At 65.2% G+C, this 13894-nt stretch carries 11 protein-coding genes and 1 tRNA gene; 4 read left to right on the forward strand and 8 right to left on the reverse strand.

Translation table 11 applies throughout. The features are described from left to right. Positions 1-65: 65 nt before the first annotated feature. The 4 genes from I7X12_RS00670 to cmk all read right to left on the reverse strand — a co-directional run bounded on the left by I7X12_RS00670 (position 66) and on the right by cmk (position 3982). Positions 66-1907, reverse strand: a complete 1842-nt coding sequence (locus I7X12_RS00670) for a hypothetical protein (RefSeq protein ID WP_198061974.1) — start codon at positions 1905-1907, stop codon at positions 66-68. Between the two features lie 506 nt (positions 1908-2413). Continuing rightward, positions 2414-2484 (reverse strand) — tRNA-Pro (locus tag I7X12_RS00675). A gap of 50 nt (positions 2485-2534) precedes the next feature. After that, complete coding sequence (locus I7X12_RS00680; protein ID WP_198061975.1) at positions 2535-3404, reverse strand: RNA-guided pseudouridylation complex pseudouridine synthase subunit Cbf5; 870 nt, start codon at positions 3402-3404, stop codon at positions 2535-2537. Next, positions 3404-3982 (reverse strand): (d)CMP kinase, encoded by a 579-nt coding sequence (gene cmk / locus I7X12_RS00685; protein WP_198061976.1) that lies wholly within the window; start codon positions 3980-3982, stop codon positions 3404-3406. Before cmk ends, I7X12_RS00680 begins: the two co-directional genes overlap by 1 nt. Positions 3983-4928: 946 nt before the next feature. On the opposite strand from cmk, the gene I7X12_RS00690 reads away from it, so the two are divergent. After that, positions 4929-6179, forward strand: a complete 1251-nt coding sequence (locus I7X12_RS00690; protein ID WP_198061977.1) for an orc1/cdc6 family replication initiation protein — start codon at positions 4929-4931, stop codon at positions 6177-6179. 51 nt (positions 6180-6230) lie between these two features. On the opposite strand, the gene I7X12_RS00695 is transcribed toward I7X12_RS00690, so the two are convergent. Together I7X12_RS00695 and I7X12_RS00700 are read right to left on the reverse strand one after the other, a co-directional pair. Next, positions 6231-7202 carry a DUF106 domain-containing protein gene (locus I7X12_RS00695; RefSeq protein ID WP_198061978.1) on the reverse strand — a complete coding sequence of 324 codons (972 nt, stop codon included), beginning with the start codon at positions 7200-7202 and terminating at the stop codon, positions 6231-6233. Between the two features lie 65 nt (positions 7203-7267). Continuing rightward, on the reverse strand, positions 7268-7912 hold the full coding sequence (locus tag I7X12_RS00700) for an adenylate kinase (RefSeq protein WP_198061979.1): 645 nt from the start codon (positions 7910-7912) through the stop codon (positions 7268-7270). A 118-nt stretch (positions 7913-8030) separates the two neighbouring features. On the opposite strand from I7X12_RS00700, the gene I7X12_RS00705 reads away from it, so the two are divergent. Further along, positions 8031-8726: a class I SAM-dependent methyltransferase gene (locus I7X12_RS00705; protein ID WP_198061980.1), complete on the forward strand. Its 696-nt coding sequence runs from the start codon at positions 8031-8033 to the stop codon at positions 8724-8726. Positions 8727-8760: 34 nt separating this feature from the next. Here I7X12_RS00705 and I7X12_RS00710 read toward each other — a convergent pair whose 3' ends face one another. Further along, complete coding sequence (locus tag I7X12_RS00710) at positions 8761-9867, reverse strand: DUF354 domain-containing protein (protein ID WP_198061981.1); 1107 nt, start codon at positions 9865-9867, stop codon at positions 8761-8763. 336 nt (positions 9868-10203) lie between these two features. On the opposite strand from I7X12_RS00710, the gene wecB reads away from it, so the two are divergent. Then, entirely contained in the window at positions 10204-11310 is a 1107-nt protein-coding gene (gene wecB / locus I7X12_RS00715; protein WP_198061982.1) for a non-hydrolyzing UDP-N-acetylglucosamine 2-epimerase, read from the forward strand. A gap of 300 nt (positions 11311-11610) precedes the next feature. Next, positions 11611-12579, forward strand: coding sequence for a glycosyltransferase family 2 protein (locus I7X12_RS00720; protein ID WP_394355620.1), 969 nt, complete (start codon positions 11611-11613; stop codon positions 12577-12579). Between the two features lie 173 nt (positions 12580-12752). Here I7X12_RS00720 and I7X12_RS00725 read toward each other — a convergent pair whose 3' ends face one another. Continuing rightward, positions 12753-13613, reverse strand: a complete 861-nt coding sequence (locus I7X12_RS00725; protein WP_198061984.1) for a CheF family chemotaxis protein — start codon at positions 13611-13613, stop codon at positions 12753-12755. Between the last annotated feature and the right edge of the window lie 281 nt (positions 13614-13894).

Genomic DNA, 13894 nt, shown 5'->3' on the forward strand with positions numbered 1-13894 from the left:
AGATAATTAACAATTCACAAGTGTTCGATTGAGGATGCATCTTAATCTTCTGCACTGACCATGACCTAAGACCACACATCAATGATTGGTGGGTCCTTGTCCCGATTTACGACTGGCATATCGTTACCGTCATCAATGCAGTCCTCTACGATTTCGAGGTTTTGCTGGCGATCGCCCAACTCGTCGCTTGGAAGGTCCCAATACGCATACGCGCCGATATAGTCGACGATACACTGGAACGCGGTTTCTTCTGGGAGCGTTGAACGCACCTGCGGCTGTTCCACATCCAAGATTGTCCGCTCTATAGCGGCATCGAGATCATCGAGGTCATCCCACTGCTGACGCGCGAGAGCATCCCGTATCTCTCCTTCGCTCGCTTTTTGTACAGAGTCAAGTGAACACCAACGGACGGCTTCGCGCACGTCAGGATCCTGCGTATGATCGTTCGTGTCTATCCCTTTCGTGATCGCTTTCGAGCAGGACCAGAAGCGCCGGTTCGTCGCCCAGTATAGTGCGAGCTTCCATGTCGCCGCTTTGTCAGCGTACGACTCCCGGTCGTCATCGCCCGCCTCGAAAGACTCCGTGGCGTCGAGTAGCGAACCGAATGTCGCACTCAGATATTTGCCTAAGTATGCGCCAGCAGTCGATTCCATTTCGTGGCTGTCGTCACCAAACTCGATCAACTCGTGTGACCGGGTCCGTTCGCGTACCCAGTCTTCACCGTTATCGTGGTCGCCGAAACGGTACCAGTCAACGAAACCTTCGTCACTCTGAAATTCCGGTTCTAGATCGTCGAGGTCGTCGCGATACGTCAGGGGGTACACGTCGACGATCTCGCCCTGTCCGTAGTCGGCCCACTTTGCGGCAATCTCCTGTTTGTCGCATAACCATGGTAGTCCGTCGGAGTCTCGTTCTGGTACGTCGAAGAACAGCACGTGTAGGTGCGGATAGCCCTTCTCAGTGAACTCCAGCGCCTTAATATAGTCCGGACGCTCTCGTGGCCGCCCAGTAACGTCGTCGGAGAGATCAGGCCGCCAGCCTGGGACGATGGAGTCGCGGGTGTCGGCTTTGGTTGCCGGGTCAGAGTCAAAATACGATAGCAGACGGTTGAAATTTTCGTTGATGGTATCGATGCCGTCGAGTAGTGACGCTTGGCGCTTCGGATCAGTCGTTAGAGTTACCAATACCGCATTGTCTGCATGGTCGTATCCGTACTCCAGTGCATCATTGAATCGTGCGAACTGCTTGGAAACGCGGCCTTGGTCGTTAAACCGAGTCTTGTAGTCCTTCGTCATCCGTCGGGTCGTCTCGCCGCCAGTGCGATCTACGAAGTGAACATCGAATAGCAGTTTGTAGTCCTTGATGCGATTGAGATAGGATGTAAAACCGTCTTTCAGTAACTCGCGTACGGTATCGTCTACAGAGTCTACGCAAGAGAGGTAATTTCGGAGGAATTCCCGGTCGTACGTTAGACCCTCTGTCTGAGCTGTTTGAGTAATGCCTTCTGTAATCAAGTCAAGAAGGCCCAGGGTGGGGGTTACGAAGAGAACCCCTGATGACCGGGATTTCCGCACGTAGGGGTCATCTGGCTCTTCAAGATCGTTGATGAACCGATATGCAAACTGGTAGTCCGGATCAGAGCCTTCGACACGTTCGCAGTTCTCTGGAGTGACACCCTTCACAGCATACGAGACGACGTGAGACAGCGGTGTACCCTCAGGATGGGCCGCTATGAACTTCGCTATGCGTACGCGCTCCTCGTCGCGTTCGGTCAGAGAACCGTCTATGAGCTGACCGTAGCCGAGGAGGTCGCGCTCCTCCAGGAGGTCCGCTAAGACGGGAGTGTTACATCTGTCAGTAAGTTCGAGCCCGCCCAGGTGCCCTGGCGGGTCGACACGACTCCTCATCGATGGGACCCCGCACAGGGAGAAACAGCGTTGGTCGGACAGGTGAACGCGGTAACGATTCCCCTCCCCCTTCGGGGTCGGGGGAGACGCTCAGGCTTCCGGGTCGCCCCACAAGGGGGCGCTTCCGGCTGGTCGAGCAGGTGCGGACCGCGATGGGCGCTCGCGGTCCGGTCCGGGCTGCTCGCTTCGCTGCGCTGCCGGGCAAACCTGTTCTCCTGTTCCCTCGCTTTCGGTGGTCTGTGAAGGCTGCCGAAGCAGGACGAAAACCACTCACTCGCGCCAGCCCCCGTGAAGGGGACTGCCGCGAGGTCGACGAGCAGCGAAAAGACCGACTCACCTTCAGAATGGGTGGGTCGGTAGGTGGGTTGGTAAGACCAGTTAGTGAAACTCTTAGACTGAGAAAATCGGGTATTTAAATAGTCGCTTAATTTCTTTCCACTTTTGGAAGTAAATTGGACGCTCGCACATCTAAGACCGTAACTGTGGGCATGTGATGAAACGCAGGATGGGACCGCCGAGATTCGAACTCAGGTCCGACGCACCCCATGCGCCGAGGATACCGCTACCCCACGGTCCCGCGTATCGGCAGACGAGCCTCCCCTGATTAAGCCCTTCGCTTTCGGTCGGTCAGACCAGCACGCGTTCGAGATCGAGTACCACACCGCTGTCGGCCTCGGGGTCGCCCGCGAGCGTCGCGAGACAGACCGCGGCGTCGTCGGGAGTGTAGCAGGCGACCAGGTCGCCGCGGAACACGTCGTCGACATCGAGCAGACCGGGCGCGTAGACGGGCGCGCCCTCGGCGACCTGTCGAGCGGCCGACTCGGCGACGATCGCGCTCGGCAGGTCGACGAGCGCCCGCTCGGCGGGCTGGACGACCTCGCGGAGCGGGTCGGTGTCGCCCTCGTCGGCCCACGCGAGCGCGTCGACGAGGTCGTGCAGCGACACCAGCTCCCGGTCGTCGAACGACCCCGTGGTTGACCGACGGAGGTGGCCCATGTGCGCGCCGGTCCCCAGGGCGAGCCCGAGGTCGTGACACAGCTTCCGGATGTAGGTCCCGCTCTCGCAGCGGATCCGAAGCAGCGCCCGTCGGTCTTCGACCTCTAGCGCGTCGAGGGCGTAGATCTCCCGCGAGCGCAGCCGGCGGACGACCGCGCTCTTCTTCGGCGGTTTCTGATAGATCTCGCCTTCGAACTCCGCGAGGACCGAGGACAGATCGGCGGGCGTGGGGCCGTGGAGTTCGAGCACGGCGATATACTCCTTGTCGCTGTCGTCGAACACCTGGGCCATCCGGGTCGCGTCGCCGAGCAGCATCGGCAGACAGCCGGTGACCTTCGGGTCGAGGGTGCCGGCGTGGGCGGCGCGGTCGACGCCGGCCATGTCCCGAACCCAGGCGGCGACCTGGTGGGCCGACGGCCCGGGCGGTTTGTCGAGGTTGACGACGCCGAATTCGAGCAGATCGTCGACCGACCGGTCGTCGGGCGGGCCGCGAAGGGACATCAGAAGTCGTAGTCCACGCCGGTGACCGGGGCTCGGCCCTCGTCCTCGCTGGGGTCGTAGGACTCGACGGCGGCGAGGACGATCTCCAGCTCCGCGGCGGGACTCCACCGGGAGGTGTTGAGCACGAGGTCGTAGATCGAGCGGTCGTCGATCTCGATGCCGTAGTACTCGGCATAGCGCTTGGCCTCACTCTCGGCTCTGGCGGTCGTCTCCTCGCGGGCGGTCTCGACGGACTTGTCCTCGCGGTCGGCGATTCGCTCGGCGCGCACGTCCATCGGGGCGTCGAGCCAGATCCGCAGGTCGGCGTGGTCGCCGGCCATCCATCCGGCGAGGCGCGATTCGAGGACGAGGTCGTCGTTCTCGTCTGCGATCTCGCGGAGCCGACGGTCGAGATCGCGGTCGACCTGGTCGTCTTCCTCGGCGAGTTCGTTGAACGCGACCAGCGACACGTCCCGCTCGTCGGCCATCTCGCGGAAGATATCGCCGCCACTGACGTGGTCCACCTCCAGCGCGTTCGCCAGTGCCGCGGCGAACGTGCTCTTGCCACTTCCGGCCGGGCCGGAAACGGTTATCAACATACCTCGATTCCGTTCGGTCCGTAAATAGAGGTTGCGGAACCGCTCGTTTCGACCCACTGAGTCCGCACGTCCCGTGCCGGTCTCACCAGGAGATCATATCTCAGGGGAGACACACACCTGATTCCGAGTTAGTGGAGCCGGAGCGGGTGGTGGGCGTCGCTACGCCCCGGGAACTAACTCGGAATCCGGTGTGTCTAGACTAGTTACTAGGTTCTAGAACGAACGAGAACGAGACGAAACGAGCACGCGAACGGGAGCTGGTGACCTCCAAAAGTCGTTCACCCCGCTAACACGTCGCAAGTCCGGAGCCGGTTCGGACGCGCTCTCAGTTAGGCGCTCTCGCCGGCCGACTAACTCGGAATCAGGTGTGTGTGCCACTGTGTGTCCCGAGCCACAACTAACTCGGAATCCGGTGTCCCGGGTCATCGCCCGGTGATCGACCCACTACGACGGGAACTAACTCGGAATTAGGTGTCCCAGTGCCTATCTCGGGGTCGGAACCAACGTTTGAGCGGAGATGATGCCACCGGTCACCAGCGAGGTTCCACCGATCGCCGCGGGACTCGAAGGGCCGGACCGACTGGTAGGCCGGGCGGCTCGTCGGAAGTGGTCCAGAAACGCCTGAAACTGCCGAACTAACTCGGAATCGGGTGTGTCACTCCGAGACGATACCTGTCCGAATTCGGTCGGTTTCACTCGCGGGCGGCGTTCTCGAACGGTATCGCGCGGGAGACCGCGTCGAGGGCCCGTCGTCGGGCGGCGGTGGGCGGTGAGGGAACAGTGGGGCCGGCGCTACGTCGGCGGCGGTAACTCGGAATCGAGTGGGGTCGACCGGCTTCGGAGTTACGAGCGAACGACGTGTGGCCCCTATCTGGCCGCTGGTGGGCCGCAACTAACTCGGAGTGCAGTGGAAACGCTTTTCCACGGGGCAACGAACGGACAACCCATGCAGGAGCACGGCGACGGGTCGGCGGAGGCGGGCGACGAGCTGTTTCAGGCCGTCGAGGAGGGCGGCGGCGACACGATCTTCGCGAACCGCGAGCTGCTCAACATCGACCACGTCCCCGACGAGGCGCGGATCGTCGGCCGCGACGAACACATCCGCGACCTGGCCAACGAGGTCGGCCCCGCGGTGACGGGCTCGCCGCCCAACTCGGTGATCCTCTACGGGAAGACCGGCTCGGGCAAGTCCCTCGTCGCCAACCACGTCATGGAACGGGCGCGGACGGAGTCCCAACGGCGCTCCAATCGCCTGGCGACCGTTACCGTCGACTGCGCCCAGGCCAAGGGCGAGGCCGACGCCGTCCAGACCATCGCGACCGGGATCAACGCGCCCGCGACCGGCGTCGACATCCCGACCCGGGGCATCTCGACCAACGAATACTACAACCGCCTCTGGGAGATCCTCGATCGGGAGTACGACGCCGCGCTCATCACCCTCGACGAGGTCGACCGACTCGACGACGACAACGTCCTGATGTTGCTCTCGCGCGCCCGCGAGGCCGGGAAAGTCGACGTGCCCATCGGCATCATCTCCATCTCGAACAAGGTGAACTTCCGCGAGCAGATGACCGAGCGGGTCAAGTCCAGTCTGGGCCACAACGAGTTCATCTTCGACCCTTACGACGGCGAACAGCTCCGACAGATCCTCGAAAACCGGCGCGACGCCTTCTGCGACGACGTGCTCGACGCGGGCGTCATCCCCAAGACCGCGGCGCTGGCCGCCCAGCGCCACGGCGACGCGCGCAAGGCCATTCGACTCCTCCGACACGCCGGCGACTACGCCAAGAACAACGGATTAGACGAAGTGACCGAGGACCACCTCGAACGCGCCCAGGAGCAGGCCGAGGTCGAACGACTCAAGGAGCTCATCGCCGGCCTGCCGCCCCACAGCAAGTACGTCCTCTACGCGCTGGCCAACCTCACCGCCAACACCGGCCCCGAGGAGGACTGGTTCCGAACCACCGTCATCTACGACGTCTACCAGAAAGTCTGCCAGGCCGAGGGCGCCGACGACCTCACGACCGACTCGATCCGCGGGCTGCTCAGCGAACTCGCCTTCCTCGAAGTCACCGAGTCCAACCAGGAACACGGCGGCATGGGCAAGGGGACCTACAAGGAACACCGCCTGCTGTGGGAGCCCAGCGTCGTCTTCAAGATGGATCCGGACCCGGCGCAGGTCGACGTAGACCGGTAACCGGCCGACAGAAGCGGTGCGTAACGACCGACGAGCGAGTCAAAGTTCGTTCTACGACGTCGACGGCGTGGTCTGGACGTCCAGCGCCTTGCGGACGATCTGGGTGAAGCTCATCGAGCAGACGAAATACCAGACGATCCACGCCCACATCGGGCCGATGCGCTCGTTCCAGGTGGCGATCTCGCCGATGAGCGGGAGGATCATCACCGGGCCGGCGCCGGCGACCATCTCCGGCGTCTGGACCATGAAGTAGATCCAGAGGAACACGGGGATGTTGACGAGCATGATCCACACCATCGGGCGGAACTGCTCTTTGAACATGCCGAGCTGGTCGCCCATCGCCTCCATCTGCTCCTCCTGGATCTCTTCGAGGGCCTCGTCGTCGCCGCGCTCTTTGGCGTCCTTGCGGCGCTCCTGAATCTCCTGCATGCGCTCCTGGTACTCGCCCATCTTGTCCATGTTCATCAGCTTGCCCTGCAGCACCGTCGAGCTGAAGCCGGTGAACGTCGCGAGCACGAGGATCATGATGTAGAAGGGCAACACGTCCGCGAGCGGGCCGAGCCCGAGGTCGATCACGCCGCCGACGGTGTTGCGGATCGGCGCCTGCGAGTAGCCGAGGAAGAGGGCGATCGTCGCGACCGCCGCCATCTTGTCCCAGCGGGACCACCCACCTTCGTCGTCGTCCGCGGCCGAGCCGTTCGATGCGGACGAACTCGACCCGCTCGACGTCGACGAGCCGCTGCTCGAGGACGTACTCGTCGACCCGGTGTCGTCGGGCGCGTCGTCGCCGAGCGCGTCGCGGACGCCTTCGGGGTCGTCGACGACGAAGCCCTCGCCGTCGACGTCGACGAGGATGCCCTGTTCGATGAGCCGCCCCCACTCGCCGCTCGTGATGTCGTCGCTGACATCGCCCCACTGGACGGTGCCCTGGTCGTCGGCGACCGCGAGCACGCGCGCCATCGCGTCGGCCATCGACTGGCTCTCCTCTGCCAGCGACGCCGCCTTTTCTGCCGTCCGTGCCATTGCTATCTATCTCTGTCCTCGGTCGTTATCAACCTTTAATCCTCCCGATCGCTTCCCGGGCGAGGTCACGCCTCGGCCTCGACGGCCGCCTTCACGGCTTCCCAGACCTCGTCGGGCGACTGGTCGCCGTCGATCTCGACGTAGCCGTCGTGGTCGGCGTACAGCTCCAGCACCGGCTCGGTGTTGTCGTGGTAGACCGACAGCCGGTTGCGCACCGACTCCTCGTCGTCGTCCTCGCGCTGGTAGAGGTCGCCGCCACACTCGTCGCAGACGCCCGCTTCCTCGGGCTGATTGAACTCGACGTGGTAGTTCGTCCCACAGTCCTCGCAGACCCGACGACCGGTGAGCCGGTCGACAAGCTCCTCCTCGGGTACGTCGAGGACGAGGACGACGTCCAGATCCGTCATCTCGCGCAGGGCTTCGGCCTGGTCGCCGTTGCGCGGATAGCCGTCGAGGACGAACCCCTCGCGGCCGTCGAGCGCCTCGCCGACCATCGCGTCGACGACGACGTCGGGCACCAGGTCGCCCCGGTCCATGTACTCGCCGGGCGTGTCGTACTCGGTGTCCATGTCGCTGATGTCCATCTCCTTGTTCGCCCGTAGCGCGTCACCCGTCGTGACGTGCTCGACGTCGAACTCGTCGGCGAGACGCCCGCTCTGCGTACCTTTGCCGGCGCCCGGCGGACCGAGGATCAGGATCTTCGGATTCATACCGCCGGCTTCGGTGCACCGCCGCTTTATAGTGTCGTTCTCGTCGGCGGCGTCGACCGGTCGTCACCCCTGCGGCCGTCGGCAGGCTTACCGTCCCGGCGATCCCAGCCCCGTCCGTATGGACGAACGCGTCCGGCGCACGGTCGAGACCTACGAGCGCGTCGCCGACGAGTACGCCGACCGGCACGGCGACCGCTCGGTCGTCGCCGACATCGTCGAGGCGTTCGTGACAGCGGTCGACGGGGCGGCGACCGACTCGGCGCGCGTCGACCCGGCGACCCCTGGTGGTGAACCGGACCCCGCCGGCCCGCCGCGGGTCCTCGACGTGGGCTGTGGCCCGGGCTGGGAGTCCGCGGCGTTCGCCGAGGCCGACTTCGACACCGTCCCCTTCGACCTGACGCGGTCGTTCCTCGACCGGGCTCGCGAGTGCGTCCCCGACGGGACGCCCGTCCGCGGTGACATGCGCGCGCTCCCGTTCGCCGACGGCGGCTTCGACGGCCTGTGGGCCTGCGCATCATTACTGCACGTGCCCGAGCGCGACGTCCCCGCCACCCTCGCCGAGTTCGAACGGGTGCTCGCCGACGGCGGCGTCGCACTCGTCTCGCTCGAAGCCGTTGGCGGTCCGGGCGAAGAGATAGACGCGAGCCCCTACGACGACGACCGCCGCCACTTCGAGCGCTACGACCCCGACCGCGCTCGCGACCTGTTCGAGACCGCTGGGTTCGAGGTCGTCTCCGTCGCGACCGACGACGGCGGGAGCGACGACGATGCCGACGCCGGGGACGACTGGGTCGCCGTCACCGCCCGCGTGTGACCGGTCGGGCCGGTCGAAAGACGGGCCCCGAGAGTCAGTCCGAAGACGCCGACGTGTCGAAGGTGACCCCACCGATCGAACGAGCCGAGAGCGCGCCGCTCCCGGAGACCGACCCGCTCGTCGCGACGTCGACGACGATGTCGGTGAGGTTCGCCTTCGTCGAGAGGTACTCTCGGCGGCGCCGACGCCACCGCGATTTGGCGTCGTCGTCGGCGACGAGGCGCTCGGCCGTCGAGAGTACGTCGTCGAAATCGGCGAGGTTGCGGACGAGGTCGGCCCGTTCCAGTTCGAGGAAGTTGCCCATGTCGTCTTCGCCGACGAAGGAGTTCGATCGGACGACGGGGGTCCCGAGCAGCGCGGCCTCCGTGACGATCGTCTGCGTGTCGGCGACGAGCAGGGCCGACTCCCTGATCGCGTCGTGCATGAGCGCCGGGTGGACGTCGAACTCGCGGGCGGGCAGCGCCGAGAGGTCCATCTCGCCGCCCTCGTCGGAGACGAAGACGGTCACCTCCTCGGCGAGGCGCTCGACCAGTTCGGCCCGCTCGTCGGGCGCGAAGCCACCCTTCCCCACGTCGTGGTGGGAGCCGAACGCGTTGAACCGGACGATCGCGTATCGCTCGTCGGAGTCGAGCCCGAACCGCTCGCGGACGTCCGCTCGCGGCGTGTACTCCTCTGGGTGGAGGTACGCGCACTCTTTGAACCCGGCGAAAGTGAAGTGGTCGTCGCCGAGGTCCTTGCGGAACGCGTCGGGCGTGACGACCGCGTCGGCGAACGGCTGGGAGATCAGGTGGTCGACCGACGTAGGCTCCGAGTCGAGGATGAGGATCGTCGGCGTTCGCGTGACGAGCCCGGTGTGTGCCGAGTACGACCCCATCCCGAAGATCAGGTCGGGATCGTACTCGCGAGCCAGTCGGAGCATCCGGGCGTAGTGGCGCGGCAGCTGCCGAACCAGCGACCCCTTCGTGGTGTCACAGCGGCCGTACACCTCGTAGGAGAGGTCGTACCACTCTAACAGTTCGACCGTACAGCCGTAGTCGCGAGCGAGGACGAGCACGGAGTGGCCTCGCGCTTCGAGCCGTTCGACCGCGTTGCGATACAGGTGGACGTGGGCGGGCGTGTTCGTGAAAACCAGATATCTCATGGATGGTCGCTCCGGCGTCCTGCCGAGCGTTCACCCCCTGGTTCCGACGGTCTTCCTATAGTTATGGATCGCTTGACAGGTGTGAAACGGACGTATAATCGCCGCCGAGCGAGTCACGACTCGCGGCCACGACAACTTCGAAACGGCGGGTTCGCGGGCGGCAGATCAGCCATCGAGCAGCGCGATGGCGGCTGTGACGGGTCGTCTCGATCGATCGATCTGTCACCGGTCCGGAGTCCAGACGACGGCCGGCTCGGAGATGGCGGGCTCGCCGGGGACGAGCGGTCGTTTAGGCGGAGTATATTGATGGAACTCCGGGGTGGTCTTCGCCGTAGCATGAAGGTGCTCTCTGTCGTCGGGGCGCGACCGCAGTTCGTCAAGGAGTTCGCGCTCGGCCGAGCACTGGGCGACGACCACGAGGAGGTACTGCTCCACACCGGCCAACACTACGACGCGGAGCTGTCGGCGGTGTTTTTCGACGAACTGGGTATCCCCGAGCCGGACTATCAGCTGGGGGTTGGCTCCGACACCCACGGCCGCCAGACGGCCGAGTGCGTCGTGGGCGTCGAGGAGGCGATCGAATCCGAGTCCCCCGACTGCGTGCTGGTGTACGGGGACACGAACTCGACGCTGGGGGCCGCGGTCGCCGCGTCGAAGTCCGCGCCAGAGCTGGTCCACGTCGAGTCGGGACTCCGGAGTTACGACCGCGAGATGCCCGAGGAGGTCAACAGAGTACTCACGGATCACGCCGCGGACGTGCTGTTCGCCCCCTCCGAGCGGGCCGCCGAGACCCTCCGCGAGGAGGGGATCCCGGACGAGCGCGTCCACGTCGTCGGCGACGTACAGTACGACGCGATACTGGCCGCGCGGGAGCACGCGCGGAGCGTGTCGACAGTCCTCGACGATATCGGGCTCTCGCCCGGCGAGTTCGTCCTCGCGACGGTGCATCGACCGCGCAACACCGACGACCCGGAGCGGCTGACGGCGATCCTCGACGCCCTCGCGAGCGCCGACAGTGAGGTCGTCGTGCCGGTGCATCCGCGGACCGAGGACCGACTGCGCGGGTACGGCCACTGGGAGGAGTACGCCGAACGGCTCCGGCTCGTCGACCCCGTCGGCTACCTCGATTTCGTCCGGTTGCTGGACGCCGCAGCGCGCGTCGCGACCGACTCCGGCGGCGTCCAGAAGGAGGCGTTCTTCCTCGACACGTTCTGTCTGACCCTCCGCGAGGAGACCGAGTGGGTCGAGACGGTCGAGTGCGGGTGGAACGCCCTCGTCGGCGCCGACCCCGACCGGATCGCGACCGGGCTGGCCGCACCGACGCCCGGCGGCTCGAAACCGTCGCTGTACGGCGATGGGACGGCCGCGACGCGGATCGTAGACGTCCTCGAAGCCCGCCTGACGCCGGACGAGGTCGACCCGAACCCGATTCGCGACCGGTGACCGCGGCATCGACTCGGACGGACCACCTTCGCCGCTCGAACGGCTACCACCGCCCGAACGACCGTCGCCGACCTGGCGCCGATCCGTCTCCGCTCTGACTGCCCGAGCATCGTCCGCACGGACGCCCCCCTCAACCCCGCTCTGGCGACGGCTTCTCCCCGAATCGTCGTGTGACGATGGCGTCCAACAGACCGACGGTAGCGGGCTTTTTACCCGTCAGATCCTCACCCTATGCGCTCCATTACCAAGTGGATATCAGCGCGATACTCGGGCGGGATGTACGAAGGGAAGACCGTCGGTGTGGTGGTCCCAGCCCACAACGAAGCGGAGTTCGTCGGGGAGGTGATCACGACGATCCCCGAGTTCGTCGACCGAATTTTCGTGATAGACGACTGTTCGTCCGACGCGACGTGGGAGCGGATACAGCGCGTGGCCGAGCGGGTGAACGCGTCCCCGAACGTCGCGAAGGCCGACGGCGGACAGGTCCGGCCCCGAGTGGTTCCCCACCGTCACGAGACCAACGAGGGCGTGGGCGGTGCGATAAAGACGGGCTACGAGTTCGCGGTGGAGGAGGGGCTGGACGTGGTCGCCGTGATGAACGGCGACGGCCAGATGGACCCCGACATCCTCGACGAGATCGTCGAGCCAGTCGTATCGGGGCGGGCGGACTACTCGAAGGGGAACCGCCTCTACTCCGCCGAGCACTACCGTGGGATGTCCCGGTGGCGGTTCACCGGCAACGCGATACTGACGTTCACGACCAAGATCGCCAGCGGATACTGGAAGATGACCGACCCGCAGAACGGCTACACGGCGATCTCACGGGAGGCACTGGAAGCGCTGGACATCGACGACCTCTACGACGACTACGGCTTTCTTAACGACCTCATCGTGAAACTGAACGTCCACGGGTTCCGGATCGCCGACGTGGAGATGCGAGCGGTGTACGGTGACGAGGAGAGCGGGATCGAGTACAGCTCGTTCGTCCCGAAGCTATCGAAGCTCCTGCTGGTTCGATTCCTCTGGCGGCTCAAAGCCAGGTACCTCGTCACGGACTTCCACCCCCTGGTCTTCCTCTACGGGCTCGGGCCGCTCGGCGTGGTCGCCGGACTCGCGTCGATCGGCTGGGCTGCCCTCGACGGCGGATTGACCGTTCTCTCGGCTCAGATCGGGATCTTGGTCGTCCTGTTTAGCTGTTTCGTCACCGTGGTGGCGATGGCGATGGACGTGGAACACGACGACGCCATGGAACGAAATCCCCGCTTCTGACCGCGACTCCGATCCGACCGCGACTCCGACCCGACCGCGACTCCGATCCGACCGCGACTCCGACCCGACCGCGACTCCGACCCGACCGCGACTCCGACCCGACCGCGACTCCGACCCGACCGCGACTCCGACCCGACCGCGACTCCGACCCGACCGCGACTCCGACCCGACAGCTACTGCTCGCCCATCCGTTCGCCGGCGACCGAGCGTCCGCGTGCGGTCATCTCCACCTCGGTGCGCTCGCGGACCACCTCGATCACGTCGAGTTCGATGAGTCGGTCGTAGATCGCCTCGATGTCTTCGACCTCGCTGTCGACGAAATCGGGGATCTCGAACGGTGAGACACCGGAGTGAAGGGCCATGACGACCTGCTCCTCGACGGGTCCCAGATCGAGGTCGGCGCGGTTGCGCTCGACGCCCTCTTCGAGCACCTGCCAGAGGACAGAGAGGTCGTACTCGCCGCCGGTGATGTGGGTCTCGACGCTGATCTCCCCCTGGCTGTGTTCGACCTCGATGACACGTCGCTGCTCGCCGGCGGCTTGGCGTTCGTCCTCCTCGACCTCGCCGATGTCGTCGCGCTCGATGACGACGCGCTCACCGTCGGCCAGCGCCAGGCGGATGTCGTCGTCGGTGATGCGGATGCGGGCTTTCGTCCAGTCGGTGCCCTGGACGACGCCCCCCTCGACGGCGGGGTGGTCGACGAACAGCACCTCGCCGTTGAGACAGGCGTGATAGAAGTCCGTCTCGAACTCGTCGTGGTCGGCGCCCGAGACCAGCACCACGTCGTCGCCGACGGTGAGGCCGAGGTAGCTCGCCACGCCGGCGGCCCGCTGGTTCACGTCGTAGCGCTCGCCGATCTCGTCGATCTCGGCGAGCGGGACGGTGAGCTTCCCGTCGGCGACGAGCACCAGCCGCTCGGTGGTCAGGACGATCCGACAGGACTGCCAGCCGGCGTCGTCGCGCTGGCGCCCTTCGGCGACGGGCTGCATGTACCGTCCCTGCATGTCCGTCACTTTCTTCTCCGAGTTGCTCATGGGGGATCGACCGCGATTGGCGGGAGTTCCCGGCCGCCCACAATAGGCATTGCGGGCCGATTATCGGCTGTGGAACTGTGCGACCGCGCCGACGGTCGCCGTTCGTTCGTCGGCCCAGGTCGACAGCAGCGCCCAGCGGGGGCCACCTGCTTCGACACGACGACGCGAGACAGGCGGTCTCGAACGGAGAAAGGTGTGGATAACAATACGATCGACGGCGAAAGGTGCCCGCGTGAAGACGGTCTCAACGGCGTATCACGGGATGGGTGCGGAGCGACCGG

It is taken from the genome of Halosimplex litoreum (assembly GCF_016065055.1).
GTDB lineage: Archaea > Halobacteriota > Halobacteria > Halobacteriales > Haloarculaceae > Halosimplex > Halosimplex litoreum.